Consider the following 20,941-nt stretch of genomic DNA (forward strand, 5'->3'; position numbering starts at 1 on the left):
GGAGCGGTAGAGAGGGTCCGCTGGGTCCGTGCCGACGGGTCGGGGCTCAGGCCCCGGAAAGGCTTCAGGCCTTGATGGCCGCGGCCTGCTTGGCCAGCGCCGACTTCTTGTTGGCAGCGGCGTTCTTGTGCAGAACACCCTTGCTGACGGCCTTGTCGAGCTTCTTGCCGGCCAGGGCGACGGCGGCGGTGGCCTTGGCGGCGTCGCCACCGGCGATCGCCTCGCGGGCCGCGCGGACAACGGTCTTGACCGAGGACTTGACGGCCTTGTTGCGCAGGCGCGCCTTCTCGTTGGTCTTGTTCCGCTTGATCTGGGACTTGATGTTCGCCACGAAAGAGCCTTTTCAGGTTCGTTGGATTTCGATGTTGCGCACTCGTACGTGAGAGGGCACGAGGCACAGTGGACCAGGCTACCAGCAGCCGCTCCGGGCTCCCAAACCGGACCGTACCCGCCGCTCATGGGACGATGGAGGGGTCGTATACCCGACTCCCGCCGAGACTGGCGTTCAAGCGCCGAAGTCACCGAATGGATCCTGCGTGCCCGCGACCCCTACCAACGTGCCCGAGCCGAGCCGTACCGACCCGGCTCTGATCCGTAACTTCTGCATCATCGCGCACATCGACCACGGCAAGTCGACGCTCGCCGACCGGATGCTTCAGCTGACCGGCGTGGTCGACCAGCGGCAGATGCGCGCGCAGTACCTCGACCGGATGGACATCGAGCGCGAGCGCGGCATCACGATCAAGTCGCAGGCGGTCCGGCTGCCCTGGGCGCCTACGGAGGACAAGGGCAACACCCACATCCTCAACATGATCGACACCCCTGGTCACGTCGACTTCACCTATGAGGTCTCCCGCTCCCTCGCTGCGTGCGAGGGCTGCATCCTCCTCGTGGATGCCGCCCAGGGCATCGAGGCGCAGACCCTCGCCAACCTCTACCTGGCGATGGAGAACGACCTCACGATCATCCCGGTCCTCAACAAGATCGACCTGCCGGCCGCCCAGCCCGAGAAGTTCGCCGCCGAGCTGGCGCACCTCATCGGCTGCGACCCCTCCGACGTGCTCAAGGTCTCCGCGAAGACCGGTGTCGGCGTGGACGCGCTGCTCGACAAGGTCATCGCCGAGGTCCCGGCCCCGGTCGGCGTCAAGGACGCCCCCGCCCGCGCGATGATCTTCGACTCGGTCTACGACTCCTACCGCGGCGTGGTCACCTACGTCAGGGTCGTGGACGGCGAGCTGAAGAAGCGCGAGCGCATCAAGATGATGTCGACCGGCGCCACCCACGAGCTGCTGGAGATCGGCGTCTCCTCGCCCGAGATGACCCCCTCCGACGGCCTGGGCGTCGGCGAGGTGGGCTACATCATCACCGGTGTGAAGGACGTCCGGCAGTCCAAGGTCGGTGACACGATCACCTCGTTCACCAAGGGCGCCACCGAGCCCCTGGGCGGCTACAAGGACCCCAAGCCGATGGTGTTCTCGGGCCTTTACCCGCTGGACGGCTCGGACTACCCCGAGCTGCGCGAGGCCCTGGACAAGCTCCAGCTCAACGACGCCGCGCTGGTCTACGAGCCGGAGACCTCGGCCGCCCTCGGCTTCGGCTTCCGCGTCGGCTTCCTCGGCCTGCTCCACCTGGACGTGATCCGCGAGCGGCTGGAGCGCGAGTTCGGCCTGGACCTCATCGCGACCGCCCCCAACGTGGTCTACCGCGTCCTGATGGAGGACGGCGTCGAGCACATCGTCACCAACCCGAGCGAGTTCCCCGAGGGGAAGATCGCCGAGGTGCACGAGCCGGTCGTCAAGTCCACCATCCTCGCCCCGAACGAGTTCGTCGGCGCGATCATGGAGCTCTGCCAGTCCCGCCGCGGCTCGCTGCTGGGCATGGACTACCTCTCCGAGGACCGCGTGGAGCTGCGCTACACCCTGCCCCTCGCGGAGATCGTCTTCGACTTCTTCGACCAGCTGAAGTCCAAGACCCGCGGCTACGCCTCGCTGGACTACGAGCCCACCGGCGAGCAGCAGGCCAGCCTGGTCAAGGTCGACATCCTGCTGCACGGCGACAAGGTCGACGCGTTCTCCGCGATCACGCACAAGGACAAGGCGTACGCGTACGGCGTGCGGCTCGTCGCCAAGCTGCGCGAGCTCATCCCGCGGCAGAACTTCGAGGTGCCGATCCAGGCCGCCATCGGCTCGCGGGTCATCGCCCGTGAGACGGTCCGCGCGATCCGCAAGGACGTCCTCGCCAAGTGCTACGGCGGCGACATCTCCCGTAAGCGCAAGCTGCTGGAGAAGCAGAAGGAAGGCAAGAAGCGGATGAAGATGGTCGGCAGCGTGGAGGTCCCCCAGGAGGCCTTCATCGCGGTGCTGTCCTCGGACTCCGACGGTGCCGAAAAGGGCAAGAAGTAGCACGCCGGACCAAGACCGGCACGCCGTGAGCGCCCGTCCCCCGCGTGGGGGCGGGCGCTTCGCGTTGCCCGGAAGGCGCAGCTCGAACCGGGTGCGCGCGCCGACCGGCCGTCCGGCCGGTCACAGCTTCGACAAGCCGTCCACAGCCCCTTACGCAAGGGCCGAACGGGCTCTAGTCTGATCACTGCTTGGAAGGTTACTCGCGAGTCACCAGCAACGAATCGGGCCCCGGAGGACGCCGTGACCGAGACACAGGCTTTGATCGAGAACCGTCCGCCCTCCGTGGCGACGATCCTCGTCGAACGCGTAGAGGCGACCCCCGACGCCGAGGCCTACCGCTATCCGGTGCCCTCGCCCTCCGGCAGCCGCCCCGACGCCTGGGCCTCGCTCACCTGGCGGGAGGCCGCCGACCGCGTCTTCGCCATCGCCGCCGGGCTGATCGACCTCGGCGTGCACCCCGAGGAGCGGGTGGCGCTCGCGGCCTCCACCCGGGTGGAGTGGATCCTCGCGGATCTCGGAGTGCTCTGTTCCGGCGCCGCCACCACCACGGTCTACCCCAGCACCAACGCCGAGGAGACGGCCTTCATCCTGGCCGACTCCGAGAGCCGGGTGCTGATCGCCGAGGACGCCGCCCAGCTCGCCAAGGTCCGCGCGCACCGCGCCGACCTGCCCGGACTCGTCCACGTCGTGGTGATCGACGCCGACGACGCCGACGACACAGCCCCCGCCGAGGGCGAGCCGGAGGGCTTCGTGCTCACCCTCGCCGAGCTGGAGCGGCGCGGCGCCGCCCGCCTGAAGGCCGACCCCGACGCCGTGTCGGACCGGATCAAGGCCCTGCGGGCCGACCAGCTCGCGACCTTGATCTACACCTCCGGCACCACCGGCCGCCCCAAGGGCGTACGGCTGCTCCACGACTCCTGGGCGTACATGGCGCGCGCCATCCAGGCGTCCGGCCTGGTGCGCGCCGACGACGTGCAGTATCTGTGGCTGCCGCTCGCGCACGTCTTCGGCAAGGTGCTCACCGTCAGCCACATCAGCACCGGGCACGTCACCGCCGTGGACGGGCGCGTGGACCGCATAGTGGAGAACCTCGCGGTCGTCCGGCCCACCTATATGGCCGCCGTGCCGCGCATCTTCGAGAAGGTCTACAACGGCGTCGCGGCCAAGGCCCGCGAGGGCGGCGGCGCCAAGTACAAGATCTTCCACTGGGCCGCGGAGGTCTCCCGCGAGTACGCCAAGGCCGCCCAGGACAACTACCGCCGCACCGGCAGCAGAACGGTCCCCTTCGGGCTCGCCGCCCGGCACAGGGTCGCCGACGCGCTCGTCTACACCAAGATCCGCGAGGCGTTCGGCGGGCGGCTGCGCGCCTGTGTCTCCGGCGCCTCCGCGCTCGCCCCGGACATCGGCTATTTCTTCTCCGGCGCGGGCGTCCACATCCTGGAGGGCTACGGCCTCACGGAGACCAGCGCCGCCAGTTTCGTCAACCCGGGCGAGTCCTACCGCACCGGCACCGTCGGCAAGCCGCTGCCCGGCACCGAGGTCCGGATCGCCGACGACGGGGAGGTCCTGCTGCGCGGCCCCGGCGTCATGGCCGGCTACCACGGGCTGCCCGAGAAGACCACGGAGGTCCTGGAGTCCGACGGCTGGTTCCACACCGGCGACATCGGCGAGCTGTCCCCGGACGGCTATCTGCGCATCACCGACCGCAAGAAGGACCTGATCAAGACGTCGGGCGGCAAGTACATCGCGCCGGCCGAGGTGGAGGGCCAGTTCAAGGCCGTCTGTCCCTTCGTCTCGAACATCCTGGTGCACGGCGCCGACCGCAACTTCTGCACCGCGCTCATCGCCCTCGACGAGCCCACCCTCATGGTCTGGGCCGCCGAGCACGGCCTGGGCGGCAAGGCGTACGCCGAGGTGGTCGCCGCCAAGGAGACCGAGGAGCTCATCGACGGCTATGTGAAGCGGCTCAACGAGGGCCTCCAGCGCTGGCAGACGATCAAGAAGTTCCGGCTGCTGCCGCGCGACCTGGACATCGAGCACGGCGAGCTCACCCCGAGCCTCAAGCTCAAGCGGCCCGTCGTGGAGCGGCAGTACAAGGACCTCATCGAGGAGATGTACGCGGGCGCCCGCGAGGCCTGAGCCGGGCGGAGGTGACGGGTCCGGCGGCCGATGCCGGACAATGGACCCATGCCTTCCGTACTGCCTGACGGCGAACCCATGCCCGAGGACGGGGCGCTGCCCCACCACGCCCTGGAGGGCGCCGGGCGGCGGCCGCTCGGCTTCTACCTGCACGTGCCGTACTGCGCGACGCGCTGCGGGTACTGCGACTTCAACACCTACACCGCGAGCGAGCTGCGCGGCTCCGGCGGGGCCCTGGCCTCCCGGGACAACTACGCCGAGACGCTCGCCCACGAGATCCGCCTCGCGCGGAAGGTGCTGGGCGACGACCCGCGCCCGGTGGAGACCGTCTTCGTCGGCGGCGGCACGCCCACGCTGCTGCCCGCCGCCGACCTTGTACGGATGCTGGGCGCGATCCGCGACGAGTTCGGGTTCGCGGAGGGCGCGGAGATCACCACCGAGGCCAACCCGGAGTCCGTCGACCCCCGCTATCTGGCGGAGCTCCGCGAAGGCGGCTTCAACCGGATCTCCTTCGGCATGCAGAGCGCCCGGCAGCACGTGCTGAAGATCCTCGACCGCACGCACACCCCGGGCCGCCCGGAGGCGTGCGTCGCGGAGGCGCGGGCCGCCGGGTTCGAGCACGTCAACCTCGACCTGATCTACGGCACGCCGGGGGAGTCCGACGACGACTGGCGCGCCTCCCTCGATGCCGCGATCGGCGCGGGCCCGGACCACGTCTCGGCCTACGCGCTGATCGTCGAGGAGGGCACCCAGCTGGCCCGCCGGATCCGGCGGGGCGAGGTCCCCATGACGGACGACGACGTCCACGCCGACCGCTATCTGATCGCCGAGGACAGGCTCACGGCCGCGGGCTTCAGCTGGTACGAGGTCTCCAACTGGGCCACCAGCGAGGCCGGGCGCTGCCGCCACAACGAGCTCTACTGGCGCGGCGCCGACTGGTGGGGCGCGGGTCCCGGCGCGCACTCCCACGTGGGGGGCGTGCGGTGGTGGAACGTCAAGCACCCGGGCGCCTACGCGCAGGCCCTCAGCGAGGCCCGCTCCCCGGGCGCGGGCCGCGAGGTCCTGCCGGAGGAGGACCGGCGCGTCGAACGGATCCTGCTGGAGCTCCGGCTGCTGGAGGGGTGCCCGCTGGATCTCCTCAAGCCCGCGGGCGCGAAGGCGGCGGCGAAGGCATTGGCGGACGGACTGCTCCAGGAGGGGCCGTACGGTGAGGGGCGCGCGGTCCTGACGCTCCGCGGGCGGTTGCTGGCGGATGCTGTGGTGCGGGACCTGGTGGACTGATCACCTGTTCGGGTGAACTGACGCGCATGGGCCGCACGCCCACCTACGCTGTCCATAGGCTGCCGCTAAACGCATGCGGCAGATGTGGAGGACCACGGAGATGACCGCTGTGGATGAAGACATTATCGCTCTGATCGAGGAACACCCCGAGATCTTCGAGCGGTACAAGGTCGAGCTGCTGCGGGGGGAAATCGTGATGATGTCGGCACCTGGCAAGGTGCACAACATGAACGTGCTCTTCGTTCAGAGGCAGATTCCCTCCGATCGCTGGTATCCGCTCCAGACGCAGGACATCGCCATCCCGGGTGAAGCGAGTGAGCCGGTCCCGGATCTTGTGGTGGTCGGCCCCGAGGAGATCGAGGAGTCCAGCCGCATCATCCCTGCACCGGCAGTCACTCTGGTCATGGAGGTGGTTTCGAAGAGCAGCGTCTACCGCGACTATTCGCTCAAGTCGTCCATCTACGCGGCCGGGCAGGTGCCCGCGTACTTGATCGTGGATCCGATCAAGTCCAGCTGTCTCCTGCTCACCGAACCCACGGGTGCCGGCGACGAGGCGAGTTACCTGTACCAGCGCACCTGCAAGTTCGGAGACCCGCTGCACATCGAGGTGCTCGACCTGACCCTGGACACCTCCATGCTGCGGAGCCTTCCCAGCACCTAATCGACCACCGTCACAAAATCGATCAGCTCCTCCACCCGCCCCAGCAACTCCGGCTCCAGATCCCTGAAGCTGCGCACCGCCCCCAGAATCCGCTGCCAAGCGGCCCCCGTGTTCACCGGCCACCCCAGCGCCCGGCACACCCCCGACTTCCAGTCCTCCCCCCGAGGCACCCGCGGCCACCCGGCGATGCCCACGGAAGCCGGCTTCACGGCCTCCCACACGTCGATGTACGGATGGCCCACCACCAGGACGTTCTCGTCCGTGACGGATGCTGCGATCCGGGACTCCTTCGAGCCCGGCACCAAGTGGTCGACCAGGACCCCCAGCCGGGCGTCCGGCCCCGGTGCGAAGGACCGCACGATGGCCGGGAGGTCGTCGATGCCCTCCAGGTACTCCACCACCACGCCCTCGATCCGCAGGTCGTCGCCCCACACCCGCTCCACGAGCTCCGCGTCGTGGCGGCCCTCGACGTAGATGCGCCCGGCGCGGGCCACCCGCGCCCGCGCCCCCGGGACGGCGATCGAGCCGGAGGCCGTACGGGCCGGGCCCTGCGGCGCGTTCGCGGCCGCCGGGCGTACGAGCGTCACCACGCGCCCCTCCAGCAGGAACCCACGCGGCTCCATCGGGAAGACGCGGTGCTTGCCGAACCGGTCCTCCAGGGTGACCGTGAGCCCCTGCGCCGTCTTCTCGCAGCGGATCACCGCCCCGCAGAACCCGGTGGTGACCTCCTCGACCACGAGATCCGGCTCGGCGGCCACCTCGGGTGCGGGCTGCTGACGCTTCCACGGAGGGGTGAGATCAGGGCCGTAGTTTCTGCTGCGCATGCGCAGCATTGTGGATCAAGATCGAGAAGTCGCGACACACGTCATACGTCCCACACCTCACGACACGCCGAACCGCGCCGCCAACGCGTCCCGTTGCTCCCGCACGAACGCCGCGTCCACCACCGCGCCGTGCCCGGGGACGTACACCGCGTCCTCACCACCCAGCGCCAGCAGTCGGTCCAGCGCCGCCGGCCACTGCCCGGGGAGCGCGTCCGGGCCCGCCTGCGGGTCGCCCGACTCCTCGACCAGGTCACCGCAGAAGACGACCTCCGGCGCCCCGCCCGAGCCCGCCACCAGCACCGCCAGGTCGTGCGCCGTGTGACCGGGACCCACATTGGCCAGCAGCGCCTGCCGCCCGTCGCCGAGGTCGAGCGTGAGCTCGCCGGAGACCGGGTGGCGGGGCCGTACGAGCAGGTCCGCGGCCTCCGCCGCGGCCGTCGGGCCGACGCCGTGCCGTACGGCGTCCCGCGCCAGCTCCTCGCGCTCGCGGAGGAGGAGGTCGGCGAGCCCCACCGCCCCGTACACCTGCACCCCCGAGAACGCCGCCGTGCCGAAGACGTGGTCGAAGTGGGGGTGCGTCAGAGCGATGTGTGTCACGTCACGGCCGAAGAGCTCCCGCACCTCCCGCCGGACCTCCGCGCCCTCGCGTACCGTCGCCCCGGTGTCGACGAGCAGGACGGCCGCCGGGCCCGCGATCACCCCGATCGTGGCGTCCCACACGGGCATTCTGCGGCGCGCGACCCCTGGCGCGAGCCGTTCCCAACGGGCTGTCCCCTCATGGCTCTCCATACCCGGACGCTAGCCGGAGCGCGGTACGGTTGCCCGCTCGACGGGCGTGCGGCGGCGGTGTGTGCGGGCGCACGGCGGGACCGCCCTTGCCCTCGCCGCGGTGTACGGCCGTACACTGGCTGAAGGGATCTGGCACTCGTGACCATGGAGTGCCAGGGAAGGACCCCGTAAGACGGCTGGACTGGAGGTGCGCGGTGCTGAGCGAACGCAGGCTCGAAGTGTTGCGCGCCATCGTCCAGGACTATGTGGGCACCGAGGAGCCGGTCGGCTCCAAGGCCCTCACAGAGCGGCACCGCCTCGGCGTGTCCCCGGCGACCGTGCGCAACGACATGGCCGCGCTGGAGGACGAGGGCTTCATCGCCCAGCCGCACACGAGCGCCGGCCGCATCCCGACCGACAAGGGCTACCGCCTCTTCGTCGACAAGCTCGCGGGCGTCAAGCCCCTGTCGACGCCGGAGCGGCGCGCCATCCACAACTTCCTCGACGGCGCCGTCGACCTCGACGACGTCGTGGGCCGTACGGTACGGCTGCTCGCGCAGCTGACCCGGCAGGTCGCGGTGGTGCAGTATCCCTCGCTGACCCGCTCGACCGTGCGACACGTGGAGCTGCTCTCGCTGGCCCCCGCACGGGTGATGCTGGTGCTGATCACGGACACCGGCCGGGTCGAGCAGCGGATGGTCGACTGCCCGGCACCGATCGGCGAGACCTCGCTGGCGGACCTCCGCGCGCGGCTCAACAGCCGGGTCGTGGGCCGCCGGTTCGCGGATGTGCCGCAGCTCGTGCAGGACCTCACCGAGTCCTTCGAGCAGGAGGACCGAGGAACCGTTTCGACGGTCCTCGCGACCCTGCTGGAGACCCTGGTCGAGGAGACAGAGGAGCGGCTGATGATCGGCGGCACCGCCAATCTCACCCGCTTCGGGCACGACTTCCCGCTGATGATCCGGCCGGTGCTGGAGGCATTGGAGGAGCAGGTCGTGCTGCTCAAGCTGCTCGGCGAGGCCAAGGACTCGGGCATGACGGTGCGCATCGGTCATGAGAATGCTCACGAGGGCCTGAACTCCACATCCGTCGTCGCCGTCGGCTACGGTTCGGGCGACGAGGCAGTCGCCAAACTCGGCGTGGTCGGACCGACCCGCATGGACTACCCCGGAACGATGGGAGCGGTACGCGCAGTGGCACGTTACGTCGGACAGATCCTGGCGGAGTCGTAAGTGGCCACGGACTACTACGCGGTCCTGGGCGTACGGCGTGATGCCTCGCAGGACGAGATCAAGAAGGCATTCCGCCGCCTCGCCCGTGAGCTGCACCCGGATGTGAACCCGGACCCGAAGACGCAGGAGCGGTTCAAGGAGATCAACGCCGCTTACGAGGTGCTCTCGGACCCGCAGAAGAAGCAGGTCTACGACCTCGGCGGCGACCCGCTCTCCGCGAACGGCGGCGGGGGTGGCGCCGGCGGCTTCGGCGCGGGCTTCGGCAACTTCTCCGACATCATGGACGCCTTCTTCGGCCAGGCGTCGCAGCGCGGTCCGCGCTCGCGCACCCGCCGTGGCCAGGACGCCATGATCCGGCTCGAAGTCAGCCTCAGCGAGGCCGCGTTCGGCACCACCAAGGAGATCCAGGTCGACACCGCCGTCGTCTGCACCACGTGCAGCGGCGAGGGCGCGGCCCCCGGCACCTCCGCGCAGACCTGTGACATGTGCCGCGGCCGCGGTGAGGTCTCGCAGGTCACCCGGTCCTTCCTCGGCCAGGTCATGACCTCGCGGCCCTGCCCGCAGTGCCAGGGCTTCGGCACCGTGGTGCCGACCCCGTGCCCGGAGTGCGCCGGCGACGGCCGCGTCCGGTCGCGCCGCACCCTCACGGTCAAGATCCCGGCCGGTGTCGACAACGGCACCCGCATCCAGCTGGCGGGCGAGGGCGAGGTCGGCCCCGGCGGCGGCCCCGCCGGCGATCTCTACGTGGAGATCCACGAGACCGCGCACCCGACCTTCCAGCGGCGCGGCGACGACCTGCACTGCACGGTCACCATCCCGATGACGGCCGCGGCCCTCGGCACGAAGGTGCCGCTGGAGACCCTGGACGGTGTCGAGGAGATCGACATCCGCCCGGGCACGCAGTCCGGCCAGTCGATCCCGCTGCACCAGCGCGGTGTCACGCACCTGCGGGGCGGCGGCCGTGGTGACCTCGTGGTCCACGTCGAGGTGCTCACGCCCAGCAAGCTCGACCCCCAGCAGGAGGAGCTCCTCCGCCAGCTGGCGAAGCTGCGCGGCGAGGAGCGCCCGATGGGCGAGTTCAAGCCGGGTCAGCAGGGGCTGTTCTCGCGGTTGAAGGACGCGTTCAACGGGCGGTAGGCGCCGGGCCGGGGGTGCCGGGGGTCTGTCCCCCGGGTGGGCACGGTAAGCCGGGGCAGCAGGGGCTGTTCTCGCGGCTGAAGGACGCGTTCAACGGGCGGTAGGAACGTGGAGTGCGCACCGACGGGCTGGAGGAATCCAGCCCGTCCGGCGTTTGAGGACACCGCGCGTCAGCGCGGTCAGGGGTCCGGGGGCTCGCCCCCGGTTTCGGGAAGGGGCGGGGCTGGGGAAAACTCCCAGCAAGCCGCCTCACCACCTTGTGACACGATGTGTCCATGGCTTCTGACACCAGGGGTGACGACCTGCTCACCGGACTGCTCCAGCACCCCATCGTGCAAGCCCCCATGGCCGGCGGCGCCTCCGGCCCGCCGCTCGCCGCCGCCGTCTGCGAGGCCGGTGGTCTCGGATCGCTGGCAGCGGGCTACAAGACCCCGGCCGCGATGTACGAGGAGATCAAGCAGCTCCGCGCCTGCACGTCCGCGCCCTTCGGCGTGAACCTGTTCATGCCGCAGCCCCCCGTCGCCGACCCGGCCGCCGTCGAGGTGTACGCGGAGCAGCTCGCGGGCGAGGTCACGTGGTACGAGACGCCGCTCGGCGACTGGTGCCAGGGCAGCGACGACGCGTACGAGGCGAAGCTCGCGATCCTCCTCGACGACCCCGTTCCGCTGGTCTCCTTCACCTTCGGCTGCCCGTCCGCCGCCGCGCTGGAAGCGCTGGCCAAGGCCGGTACGGTCACCGTCGTCACCGTCACTTCCGCCGCCGAGGCGCGGGCCGCCGAGCTGGCCGGCGCGGACGCGGTGTGCGTCCAGGGCGTCGAGGCGGGCGGCCACCAGGGCACCCACCGCGACGACCCGCACCTGGACGGCGCGGGCGCCGGCGTCGGCCTGCTGGCGCTGCTGGCCGAGGTCCGCGAGGCCGTACGCATCCCCATGATCGCCGCGGGCGGGCTGATGCGCGGCGACCAGATAGCCGCCGTGCTCGCCGCGGGCGCCAGTGCCGCGCAGCTCGGCACCGCGTTCCTGGTGTGCCCCGAGTCGGGCGCGCACGCCGTGCACAAGCAGGCCCTGACCGACCCGCTGTTCGTCGGCACCGAGCTCACCCGCGCCTTCTCCGGCCGCCCGGCCCGGGGCCTGGTGAACCGTTTCATCCGCGAGCACGGCCCGTACGCGCCCGCCGCCTATCCGCAGGTGCACTACCTGACGGCCGGGCTGCGCAAGGCGGCCGCGGCGGCGGGCGACCCGCAGGGCATGAACCTGTGGGCCGGACAGGGCCACCGGCTGGCCCGTGGGCTTCCGGCCGCGCGGCTGGTCGAGGTGCTCGCCACCGAACTGGCCGCGGCGCGGGCCGCGTTGGCGGACGGCGGGGACGCGGGGGCGGGACCGGGGAGAAGTGAGATGCGAGGGAGCGAGTCATGACAGCGCCGGTCTTCCTGGTCGAGGAGGATGCCCTCACGGGCGTCTTCCCCGGTACGGTCTTCCCGCTCGGCGGCCCCGAGGGGCGGCACGCCGTCTCCGTGCGGCGGCTGCGCGTCGGCGAGGAGATCGTGCTGACGGACGGCGCGGGCACGGGCGCGTTCGGCACCGTGGCCGCCGTCGAGGGCAAGGACCGCCTCGACGTCGCCGTCACCTCGGTCCGCTCCGAACCCCTGCCGGAGCCGCGCATCACCGTCGTGCAGGCCCTGCCGAAGGGCGACCGCGGCGAGCTCGCGGTCGAGACCATGACCGAGACGGGCGTGGACGCCGTCGTCCCCTGGGCCGCGTCGCGCTGCATCACGCAGTGGAAGGGCGAGCGGGGCACGAAGGCCCTCAACAAGTGGCGCGCCACCGCCCGCGAGGCGGGCAAGCAGTCGCGCCGCCTCCGTTTCCCGCCGGTGTCCGAGCTGCTGACGACCAAGCAGGTCCGCACGCTGCTGGCCGACGCGGCGTTCGCGGCGGTCCTGCACGAGGAGGGCGACAGCGCCCCGCTCGCCACGGCCGAACTCCCGCTCACGGGCGACATCGTCCTCGTGGTGGGCCCCGAGGGCGGCGTCTCCCCCGAGGAGCTGGCCGCGTTCGCGGAGGCGGGCGCGAAGCCTTACCGCCTGGGCGCGAGCGTGCTGCGCACGTCCACGGCGGGGACGGCGGCCACGGCGCTGCTGCTCGGCCGGACGGGGCGCTGGTCGTAGCACGGCCTTTCCCTTTCGCTTCTCTTTGTCACTTCTCTTTGTCACACGCCTCCCGCTGACCGGTCCGTGATCGAATTACCGCTAGTTTTGACTGCGGTATTGCGGAACTTCGGCGGGGGAGGCGTGCGATGGGCGACAGCCCGGGCGGCGACAAGGTCCTGGACATCAAGACGGCGGACCTCAAGTCGTCGGCACCCGTCTTCCACGAGCAGAGCCGGAAGCTGAGCGAGGCCCTCACCATGCTCGTCAGCACGCTCGACGGGCTCGGCAAACCGTGGGGCCGGGACGACGGCGTCAAGCAGTTCGAGGCCGGCTACACCGCCCAGCAGAAGGCGATCGAGAGCGCGACCGGCACCCTCGTCCTCGGACTGGTCAGCATCCACGAGGCGTTGGTCGACATGTCGGACGGACATGTCGACAACGACGAGCTGATCGCCGGGATGTTCACCAAGAAGGGCGTCGCGGACGGTGGCGGCCACGGCAAGGATGCCGAGTGAGCGTCGCGGAACAGGCCAAGCACGTCCTCGAGAAGCTGGGCCTCCACTGGCCGGACGGCGACCCGCACAAGCTGCGCCAGGCCGCCAAGGCATGGCACACCTTCGCCGACAGCGTCGACAAGGTGCGCACGCCCGTGAACCACTCGGCCGAAGCCCTGATCCACAACAACAAGGGCGAGGCGATCGACGCCTTCGAGATCTTCTGGTCGCGCTACGCGGGCAAGGGCGACAAGGGCTGGCTGAGCGACATCCCCAAGGCCGCCCGCGAGATGGCCGCGGCGCTGGAGAAGGTGGCGGACGCCATCGAGGACGCCGTCGACAAGCTCTGGGACAAGATCTACATCGAGGCCGGGGTCATCCTGGCCGGTGTCGGCCTGGCCTGGCTCACCGCCGGGCTCTCGACGGCGGCGTCGGCCGCGGCGGCCACGGCCGTCATCGAGCTCGGCACCGCCGTCGGCATCACCATCTCCACCGTGGTCGCCGAGGTCGCCGCGACCACCCTCGTCGCCGCGGCCTTCGCGGGCGTGGAGTCCGTGACCGTCGACCTGGCCGTCGCCCAGCCCATGAAGATCAGCGCCGGGCTGCAGCACGGCGTGAGCCTGGACGAGGTCAACGCCGCCGCCAAGGACGGCATGCTCTACGGCGGTCTCGGCGGCCTGGCGCACAACAGCGTCGAGATCGGCAACGCCGGCCGGAACTTCCTCCTCCGGGGCGCCCGCCCCAACCTGATCGACGAGGAGGCGGCCGCCGCCCGCTCCACGGAGAACCTCAAGTGCGTCCGCGACCCGATCGACGTCGCGACCGGCACGATGCTGCTGCCGCAGACGGACGTCACCCTCCCCGGCGCGCTGTCCCTGGTCGTCGGGCGCACCCACCTCTCCTCGTACCGGGCGGGCGGCTGTTTCGGCCCGACCTGGGCCTCGACGCTCGACGAGCGGATCCAACTCGACGCCGAGGGCGTCGTGTTCGTCGCCGCCGACGGGATGCGCCTGGTCTACCCGGTGCCGAAGCCGGGTGAGCCGGTCCTGCCCGCCAAGGGCCCCCGCCGGATCCTGACCTGGGACGGCAGACCGGACGGCATCTTCACTGTCGAGGACCCGGCGACCGGTCTCGTACGGACCTTCAGCGGACCCGCCGCCACCGACGTGCCCGGCGCCGTCCAACTGCCCCTGAGCAGCGTGCACGACCGCAACGGCGCGCGCGTCGACTTCGAGCGCACGGCGACCGGACTCCCCACCGCCGTCCGCCACTCCGGCGGCTACTACATCGCCGTCGACACCGAGGGCGCGCGCGTCACGGCCCTGCGCCTGCTGGACGAGGCCCCGTCGCCGTACGAGCCCCGGCCCTCCACCGGCGGCGGCACGGTCCTCGTCCGCTACGGCTACGACGGGGCGGGCAACCTCACCGAGGTCACCAACTCCAGTGGCGGACCGCTGCGTTTCACCTACGACGCCGAGGGCCGGATCACCTCCTGGACCGACCGCAACGGCACGTCGTACGGCTATGTCTACGACGCCCGCGGTCGGGTCGTCCGCACGGAGGGCAGCGACGGCTTCCTCTCCGGCACCCTCGCCTACGACGACGAGGCCCGCACGACCACGGTCACCGATTCGCTCGGCCAGGTGAGCGTCCACCGCCACAACGCCGACTTCCGGGTGATCGAGGAGGCCGACCCGCTGGGGCACACGACCCGCACGGAGTGGGAGCCGCGCGGCGAGGAGCCCCGCACCGTCACCGACCCCCTCGGGCGCACGACCCGCTACGCCTACGACGACGCGGGCAACCTCACTCGCGTCACCCTGCCGGACGGCACTACGGGCTCCGCCGCGTACGACCCCCTGTGCCGGCCGACCGAGGTCACGGAACCCGGCGGCGCGACCTGGCGGCACGCCTACGACGAGCGGGGCAACCTCCTCACGACCACGGACCCCTCCGGCGCCGCGACCCACTACGCCTACGACGACCTCGGCCATCTGACGGCCGTCACCGACGCGCTCGGCCACACGCACCGGATCACCTGCGACGCGGCCGGTCTGCCGGTCGCCGTGTCGGATCCCCTCGGCCATCGCACGACCGCCGTGCGCGACGCCTTCGGCCGCGTCGCCGAGGTCACTGACCCGCTCGGCCGCACGACCCGTACGGCCTGGACGACCGAGGGCAGACCGAGCCGCCGCGACTATCCGGACGGCACGCACGAGACGTGGACCTGGGACGGCGAGGGCAACCTCGTCACCCACACGGATCCCGCGGGCAACACCACCACCCACACCTCCACCCACTTCGACCTCCCGGCGTCCCGCACGGACCCCGACGGGACGACGTACGCCTTCGCGTACGACACGGAGCTCCGGCTGACCGGAGTGACCAACCCGCAGGGGTTGACCTGGTCGTACGCCTACGACGAGGCGGGCCGCCTGGCGTCCGAGACGGACTTCAACGGCCGGACGCTCACCTACGGGCACGACGCGGCGGGCGAGCTGATCTCCCGTACGAACGGGGCCGGCGAGACCCTGCTCTTCACCCGTGACCTGCTGGGGCGGACGATCGAGCAGGGCGGCACGGTCTTCGCGTACGACGCGTCGGGCCGTCTGCTCCGCACGGTGAACGCGGACGCGGAGATCGTCTACGAGCGGGACGCGCTCGGCCGCGTGCTCTCGGAGACGGTCAACGGCCGTACGACGAGCCGTCTTTACGACGCCGCCGGACGCCTTCTCCGCCGGGTGACCCCTTCCGGCCTCGCCTCCGAGTGGACGTACGACGCTACCGGCCGGCCCGTCGAACTGCGGGGCGACGCCGGGACGCTGACCTTCGCGTACGACGCGGCGGGACGCGAGACGGAGCGCCGCCTGGGCGGGGCGGCGGTGCTCACCCAGGAATGGGACGCGGCCGACCGCCTGACGACACAGGTGGTCAGCGGCGCTGCCGACCGCCTCCTCCAGCACCGTGCCTACGCCTACCGCGAGGACGGCCACCTCGCCGAGATCCGCGAACTGACCTCCGGCACGAGGCGCTTCGACATGTCCCCGACCGGCCGCGTCACCTCGGTGAGCGCGCACGGCTGGCGGGAGACGTACGCGTACGACGCGGCGGGCAACCTCACCTACGCCAAGGCCCCGGCCCATCCCGCGCCCGGCGCCCGCGAATTCGAGGGCACCCTCATCCGGCGCGCGGGCCGCACGACGTACGAACACGACGCGCAGGGCCGCCTGATCCGCAAGGCGCGCCGGCTCCTGAACGGCCGGACGCACACGTGGACGTACTCCTGGAACGCGGAAGACCGCCTGACGGAGATGGTGACGCCGGAGGGGGAACGCTGGCATTACGCGTACGACCCGCTGGGACGCCGAATATCGAAGCGGCGGGATTCGGATTCGGATTCAGAGACGGAGTCGGAAGAGACTCTCTTCTCGTGGGACGGCACGAGACTGGCCGAACAGACCTCCCCCGACGGCACGGTCACCACCTGGGACTACGCCCCGGGCACGCACCGCCCCCTGACCCAGACGGACCACCGCCCCCTGATCCGCGCGGCGGGCAAGTCCATGGTCGAAGCCTTCGAGGACGCGCCGCCGGTCACCCGCTTCCACGCGGTGGTGACGGACGCGGTGGGCGCGCCGACGGAGCTGGTGACACCGTCGGGCGAACTCGCCTGGCAACACCGGGCGACCCTCTGGGGCACGGACCTCCCGACCCCTCCCTACGAGAAAATCACCTGCCCTCTCCGCTTCCCGGGCCAGTACCACGACCCGGAATCGGGCCTGAACTACAACTATTTCCGCTACTACGACCCGGAGGTCGGGCGGTATGCGTCCGCCGACCCGCTGGGTCTTGCTCCTTCCCCCAATCACCATGCGTATGTGGCGAATTCGCATTCCTTCGCCGACCCGCTAGGGCTTGCTCCATGCCCGGTGGCGGAATTGTCGGCATCGGAGGTGCGCTTCAGTCAGAACTCCGTCACCGAAGCCGACGAAATCATCGACAGCATGCGTGAGAAGGGATGGAAGGGTGACCCGATCGACGTGGTGCGCATGCCGGACGGAAGATTGACTTCACTCGATAACACTCGTGTTCTTGCGGCCCGTTACACCGATACCTCTATCCAGGCAAGAGTTCGCAACTATGACGATCCGCTCCCTCCGGAGGTTATCGAGAGTGAAAGGTTCAAGACGAAGAAGGCGACGCCCGTCACCTGGGGAGAGGCTGTGACGGCTAGAATCGGCAAGCAGAGTGCGGGCTACCGGAATACATACCCAATGGGCTCGGACATTACGGGCTGGAGAGGAGACTGAGCGAGATGGACGTTCTTTCCCAGGGAGAGCTCCCCGAAGGGTTTTCATACCCGGAAGGATTCCTTCGGGCGATTGAGTCCGGTTTGGTCGGCCTCGATCCTTGGTGGCTCCTGGAAGGCAAGAGTCTTCGCGTCCGGATGTCCGGGCTCCGTGAGCGTTTCCCGGAGCGTCGACTGATGCCTTTCGCGCGACGTGAGGACAACGACGACGTCGTCTGCTGGGACCTTGAGACCGGGACGGTCCGGGTTATTCACGACTTCACGACGCCCGGCCGCGAGAACCGGCGTGAGTTCGCCACCTTTTACGACTGGTTGCGTGCAGCCTTGGAGGACTTCATCGAGTTCGAATGACCGAGGCTTCGGCCGGAACGGGGGGCGGGCAGGGGGCCTGCCCCCGAGCGATGCGGCGCGGGTCGAGGCCGTCGCGCGTGGCCGAACGCTCAGACCGTGGAAGGCATCCGCCAAGGAATCGTCCGCCAAGGACTCCCCGGCTCCGACGTCAGCACGCGGTGCGGTTCGAGCACCTTGGTGTACCAGGGGCCGAATTCCTCGGTGTCGAACCGCAGGACGCGCCCCAGCGCGTATCCCGCGGAGAAGTCCTCCCAGGATCCGTACGCCTTCCGGCACAGTTCGCCCGCGCGCAGGATCGACGCCTTCGCCGCCTCCGCGGGGCAGAGGCGGGCGCTCAGGCCCCAGCGGGCGAAGCTGACCGCTCGGCCGTAGTCGTAGCCGACGGCGCTGCGGACGAAGCCGTCCGGGGGCAGGAGCCCGTCGGCGCGGAACCGGGACTCGTAGCGCAGGATGCGGCCGATCAACTCCTGGACCACCGCGTCCGCCTCGGCCGCCGCCTCCATGTCGATGAGTACGGCGGTGCAGGCGCGACGCCAGAGGTCCGCGTCGACCGCGCCGGTGCTCGCCCGGGCGAGCTCCTGGCGGATGTCGAGCGCGAATTCGGGCTCCGCCGGGCTGTTGCGCCCGGCCAGCAGTGCGTCCATCTGCTCCTGCCAGTCCTGGGCGGTGGCGGTGCCCCACGCCTCCCGCAGGAGGCCCACGTCCCGGCCGTAGTCGTCGTAGACGTCGCCCACTTCGTTCCACAGCACGCCATTGGCGACGGACAGATGCCCCCCACAGGCCAGCGCGTGGGCGAGCGGGCCCGTGCGCGGGCCCGCGGCGGTGGTGAGCAGGCGGGTGGGGCGGGTGCCGGTGGGGAGCCCCGCGGTCTCCTCCCGCACGATCCTTCTCCACCGGCGCCGGTCAAGTGCGCCCGTGGTCAGGCGCATGAAGGCCGGCGTGCCCGGGTTCACGTGCAAGGAGTAGCGACGGCCGGGCCAGGTCTCCGCCAGCTCCGCCAGCGAGGTCCGGGAGACGACGAACCGCGCGCGCCGGGGCAGCCGTTCGCCCGCGGTCCGCATGACGAGGCACCAGATTCCCTGGCTGTCGTCGGCGGGGACGTACGCGTTGCCGCCGCCGTCCTTGTGCTCCTTCGGGACGTAATGGAAGAGATCCGCCGTCGCGAGGACACGCAGATAGCCGATCCGGTCGTCGTCCATGACCGCCTCGTGCAGGGCCCGCTCCATCTCTGTTGCGGGCCGCCAGGTACGGGTCGAGGCCGTCGCGCGCGGTCGGGGGGTGGCAGTCACCGGTCGACTCTACCGACCGCCTCGCTGGCGGTGGCCCGTTCCGGCGTCGGACATTCTCGCTCTCGCCGTGGCGCTTTCCCATCTGGCGGAGTTCGTGCGATTCAGCCGGACCGTCGCCCCGCTCAGCGTGCTCGCCGGCAGGCGCCGGGTCTTCTACTCGACAGCGGTCTGGTCCCTGCTGATGCCTCTCCTCGGCGCCGTCCTGGTGAGCCTCGTGGTGGCGTACTGGCCGGCGGTTCCGGAGGAAGACCCCGACAAGGGGATGCGGCTCTCCGTCCCCATGGCGCTGAGCGCGGCGGGAGCGCTGGCCGTGCTGGCGGTGGCGACCTGGTGGTGGGGTGCCCGCGCTTCCGTACGCCAGGCCGCGCGGTGGCGCCCGTACGGCGAGTGACGAGCCCGCGCCCCGGACGTGCGCGGGCCCGCTCTCAGCGCGGATCCGCGACCAGGGCGCGCTCCCAGTGCTGGGTGTCCGCGTACTCCCTCATGGTCACGATCCGCCCGTCGCGTACGACGAAGACGGCGCTGTTCTTCTGGTCGTACGCCCTGCCGGTCCTCCCGGTCGCCCAGGAGTCCCACTCGACGAAGACCTGCTCGCCCTCGCCGAAGACATTGGTGACCCGCACGCCGATCTCCCGCTCGGGGTCGAGGTGGGCGAAGGCGGTCGCCAGGAACCCGTCGATCACCTGGTCCCGCCCCTGCCAGGTCCCCGAGATCGGCAGATCACCGGCGTACCAGCAACTCCCGTCCTCCGCCCACGACTCCCGGACCACATCCGACTCCCGGCCGCCAGCGCCTCGAAGTAGCGCTGCACGACGTCCTTGGGGTCGACGCTGTTCATGAGATGCCCCGCAATAGGTGGTTGTATCGTGCGCCCACTGGGCGGGATCCGTCTCCTCGTGACCGCACCGCGGCTGGGGCCTCTTGCGAAAGCGCTGTTTACGGCCACTCGTTGGGGTGCGACAACGGGCCGGGGCCCTATGGAGTGGGGGCGTGAATCGCAGGTTAGGCTCACGGCGGCTGACAAGCGATCAGATGGGGGTGCGGCCACGGTGGTGGATGGTAATAAGAAGGCAGTGCTGGGCTTCTTCGAGGCGGTCGGTGACCGCAGGCTGGAGGACCTTCCCCGGTTCATGGCCCGCGACGTCGTGGACCACAACAAGATCATCCATGGAGAGGCCGACGAGCCGGGCGCCGCGTTCGAGGGCCTGCGCCAGCAGGTGGTTGCGTTCGACCCGCTCACCGTCCGCGTGGACGAGCTGATCGGCGAGGGTGACCGGGTGGTGGCCTGGGTCACTCAGCATGGCGCACACGTCGGTACGCATCCGCGAATGCCCGAGCCGACCGGCCGGAGCTTTGCGAACGAGGCGATCTGGATCTTCACCCTGGCCGAGGGGAAGATCACCGAGATCCGTGCGGTCAGCGACCGCCTTGGCCTCTTCCTCCAGCTCGGCTGGCCGTGGCCGCAGTCCGAATAGAGCCGGTTGGTCGATGCGTCATGGCCCGATGCCGGCTTCGACCGCCCCACGGGAGTCTGCGGACATGCCCGGGCTGCTACAGGCGGCTCCGGCCGCCTGCGCTGTCCGCGGTCCGCCGGCGTGTGCCGAGGCGGCGCGGCTCTCGGCGCAGCCCGGCACGCTGAGTCCGTCGGCCGGGTGGGCCGGCCGGGTGCTGTGCGCTGTGTCAGCCCAGGTCCGCCAGGAGGGCTTTCAGTTCGTTCTCCTGCTGCGTCGGCGACATCGGCGGGTTCGGGTGGTCGATGCCGAAGGTCTTGAGCACTTGGTCCATCTGGGCGTCGATGGAGGTCCAGCCGGTTTGGTCCAGCGGCTGCAGCGAGGCCTGGTCGGCATCCCACAGGTCACGCAGCGACTGGGCGGCCGCGTGGGCCCCGGCCGCGTCCCCCGAGCGTGC

At 70.6% G+C, this 20,941-nt stretch carries 18 protein-coding genes and 1 pseudogene; 13 read left to right on the top strand and 6 right to left on the bottom strand.

The window, feature by feature from the left end; genetic code table 11:
- Positions 1-64: 64 nt before the first annotated feature.
- The gene (gene rpsT, locus AB0435_RS26555) at positions 65-331 is read right to left on the bottom strand and encodes a 30S ribosomal protein S20 (RefSeq protein WP_366005553.1); all 267 of its coding nucleotides are present in this window, start codon (positions 329-331) and stop codon (positions 65-67) included.
- A gap of 205 nt (positions 332-536) precedes the next feature.
- Here rpsT and lepA point away from each other — a divergent pair, with 205 nt between their 5' ends.
- The 4 genes from lepA (at position 537) to AB0435_RS26575 (ending at position 6,483) form a co-directional block, all read left to right on the top strand.
- On the top strand, positions 537-2,402 hold the full coding sequence (lepA, locus tag AB0435_RS26560) for a translation elongation factor 4 (RefSeq protein ID WP_366005554.1): 1,866 nt from the start codon (positions 537-539) through the stop codon (positions 2,400-2,402).
- 240 nt (positions 2,403-2,642) lie between these two features.
- Positions 2,643-4,541, top strand: a complete 1,899-nt coding sequence (locus tag AB0435_RS26565; protein ID WP_366428119.1) for a long-chain fatty acid--CoA ligase — start codon at positions 2,643-2,645, stop codon at positions 4,539-4,541.
- Between the two features lie 48 nt (positions 4,542-4,589).
- On the top strand, positions 4,590-5,822 hold the full coding sequence (hemW, locus tag AB0435_RS26570; protein WP_366428120.1) for a radical SAM family heme chaperone HemW: 1,233 nt from the start codon (positions 4,590-4,592) through the stop codon (positions 5,820-5,822).
- A 100-nt stretch (positions 5,823-5,922) separates the two neighbouring features.
- The gene (locus AB0435_RS26575) at positions 5,923-6,483 is read left to right on the top strand and encodes a Uma2 family endonuclease (protein WP_366005557.1); all 561 of its coding nucleotides are present in this window, start codon (positions 5,923-5,925) and stop codon (positions 6,481-6,483) included.
- Here the strand turns inward: AB0435_RS26575 and AB0435_RS26580 are convergent.
- The gene (locus AB0435_RS26580; protein ID WP_366428121.1) at positions 6,480-7,307 is read right to left on the bottom strand and encodes a DUF3097 domain-containing protein; all 828 of its coding nucleotides are present in this window, start codon (positions 7,305-7,307) and stop codon (positions 6,480-6,482) included. The genes AB0435_RS26575 and AB0435_RS26580 overlap by 4 nt on opposite strands.
- A 57-nt stretch (positions 7,308-7,364) precedes the next feature.
- The gene (locus tag AB0435_RS26585; RefSeq protein ID WP_366428122.1) at positions 7,365-8,096 is read right to left on the bottom strand and encodes an MBL fold metallo-hydrolase; all 732 of its coding nucleotides are present in this window, start codon (positions 8,094-8,096) and stop codon (positions 7,365-7,367) included.
- A gap of 194 nt (positions 8,097-8,290) precedes the next feature.
- Between AB0435_RS26585 and hrcA the strand changes: the two genes are divergently transcribed.
- The 7 genes from hrcA to AB0435_RS26620 all read left to right on the top strand — a co-directional run bounded on the left by hrcA (position 8,291) and on the right by AB0435_RS26620 (position 17,744).
- Positions 8,291-9,307 carry a heat-inducible transcriptional repressor HrcA gene (gene hrcA / locus AB0435_RS26590; RefSeq protein ID WP_087928173.1) on the top strand — a complete coding sequence of 339 codons (1,017 nt, stop codon included), beginning with the start codon at positions 8,291-8,293 and terminating at the stop codon, positions 9,305-9,307.
- Positions 9,308-10,444 (top strand): molecular chaperone DnaJ, encoded by a 1,137-nt coding sequence (gene dnaJ, locus AB0435_RS26595; protein ID WP_366005560.1) that lies wholly within the window; start codon positions 9,308-9,310, stop codon positions 10,442-10,444.
- 275 nt (positions 10,445-10,719) lie between these two features.
- Positions 10,720-11,859, top strand: a complete 1,140-nt coding sequence (locus tag AB0435_RS26600) for a nitronate monooxygenase (RefSeq protein WP_366005561.1) — start codon at positions 10,720-10,722, stop codon at positions 11,857-11,859.
- Positions 11,856-12,608 carry a 16S rRNA (uracil(1498)-N(3))-methyltransferase gene (locus AB0435_RS26605; protein ID WP_366428123.1) on the top strand — a complete coding sequence of 251 codons (753 nt, stop codon included), beginning with the start codon at positions 11,856-11,858 and terminating at the stop codon, positions 12,606-12,608. The genes AB0435_RS26600 and AB0435_RS26605 overlap by 4 nt, the downstream gene beginning before the upstream one ends.
- 128 nt (positions 12,609-12,736) lie before the next feature.
- Positions 12,737-13,105, top strand: a complete 369-nt coding sequence (locus AB0435_RS26610) for a hypothetical protein (RefSeq protein ID WP_366005563.1) — start codon at positions 12,737-12,739, stop codon at positions 13,103-13,105.
- The gene (locus AB0435_RS26615; protein WP_366005564.1) at positions 13,102-17,394 is read left to right on the top strand and encodes a DUF6531 domain-containing protein; all 4,293 of its coding nucleotides are present in this window, start codon (positions 13,102-13,104) and stop codon (positions 17,392-17,394) included. The genes AB0435_RS26610 and AB0435_RS26615 overlap by 4 nt, the downstream gene beginning before the upstream one ends.
- Positions 17,395-17,399: 5 nt before the next feature.
- Positions 17,400-17,744: a hypothetical protein gene (locus tag AB0435_RS26620; RefSeq protein ID WP_366005565.1), complete on the top strand. Its 345-nt coding sequence runs from the start codon at positions 17,400-17,402 to the stop codon at positions 17,742-17,744.
- A gap of 89 nt (positions 17,745-17,833) precedes the next feature.
- On the opposite strand, the gene AB0435_RS26625 is transcribed toward AB0435_RS26620, so the two are convergent.
- Positions 17,834-19,033 carry a DUF1266 domain-containing protein gene (locus tag AB0435_RS26625; RefSeq protein WP_366005566.1) on the bottom strand — a complete coding sequence of 400 codons (1,200 nt, stop codon included), beginning with the start codon at positions 19,031-19,033 and terminating at the stop codon, positions 17,834-17,836.
- A gap of 67 nt (positions 19,034-19,100) precedes the next feature.
- Here AB0435_RS26625 and AB0435_RS26630 point away from each other — a divergent pair, with 67 nt between their 5' ends.
- Positions 19,101-19,424 carry a hypothetical protein gene (locus tag AB0435_RS26630; protein ID WP_366005567.1) on the top strand — a complete coding sequence of 108 codons (324 nt, stop codon included), beginning with the start codon at positions 19,101-19,103 and terminating at the stop codon, positions 19,422-19,424.
- A gap of 34 nt (positions 19,425-19,458) precedes the next feature.
- Here the strand turns inward: AB0435_RS26630 and AB0435_RS26635 are convergent, their stop codons facing one another.
- Positions 19,459-19,803, bottom strand: a complete 345-nt coding sequence (locus tag AB0435_RS26635) for a nuclear transport factor 2 family protein (protein ID WP_366428124.1) — start codon at positions 19,801-19,803, stop codon at positions 19,459-19,461.
- A gap of 303 nt (positions 19,804-20,106) precedes the next feature.
- On the opposite strand from AB0435_RS26635, the gene AB0435_RS26640 reads away from it, so the two are divergent.
- A complete protein-coding gene (locus AB0435_RS26640; protein ID WP_366428125.1) occupies positions 20,107-20,508 on the top strand; it encodes an ester cyclase in 402 nt (133 codons plus the stop codon).
- Positions 20,509-20,713: 205 nt separating this feature from the next.
- On the opposite strand, the pseudogene AB0435_RS26645 reads toward AB0435_RS26640, so the two are convergent.
- Positions 20,714-20,941: pseudogene (locus AB0435_RS26645) on the bottom strand (hypothetical protein); the annotation flags it as partial.

It is taken from the genome of Streptomyces sp. NPDC051173 (assembly GCF_040689515.1).
GTDB lineage: Bacteria > Actinomycetota > Actinomycetes > Streptomycetales > Streptomycetaceae > Streptomyces.

Excerpts from the sequence above, each read along its gene's own strand:
- hemW (WP_366428120.1), top strand. The coding sequence starts at position 4,590 with ATGCCTTCCGTACTGCCTGACGGCGAACCCATGCCCGAGGACGGGGCG.
- AB0435_RS26575 (WP_366005557.1), top strand. The coding sequence starts at position 5,923 with ATGACCGCTGTGGATGAAGACATTATCGCTCTGATCGAGGAACACCCC.
- AB0435_RS26580 (WP_366428121.1), bottom strand. The coding sequence starts at position 7,307 with ATGCGCAGCAGAAACTACGGCCCTGATCTCACCCCTCCGTGGAAGCGT.
- AB0435_RS26585 (WP_366428122.1), bottom strand. The coding sequence starts at position 8,096 with ATGGAGAGCCATGAGGGGACAGCCCGTTGGGAACGGCTCGCGCCAGGG.
- AB0435_RS26600 (WP_366005561.1), top strand. The coding sequence starts at position 10,720 with ATGGCTTCTGACACCAGGGGTGACGACCTGCTCACCGGACTGCTCCAG.
- AB0435_RS26605 (WP_366428123.1), top strand. The coding sequence starts at position 11,856 with ATGACAGCGCCGGTCTTCCTGGTCGAGGAGGATGCCCTCACGGGCGTC.
- AB0435_RS26610 (WP_366005563.1), top strand. The coding sequence starts at position 12,737 with ATGGGCGACAGCCCGGGCGGCGACAAGGTCCTGGACATCAAGACGGCG.
- AB0435_RS26620 (WP_366005565.1), top strand. The coding sequence starts at position 17,400 with ATGGACGTTCTTTCCCAGGGAGAGCTCCCCGAAGGGTTTTCATACCCG.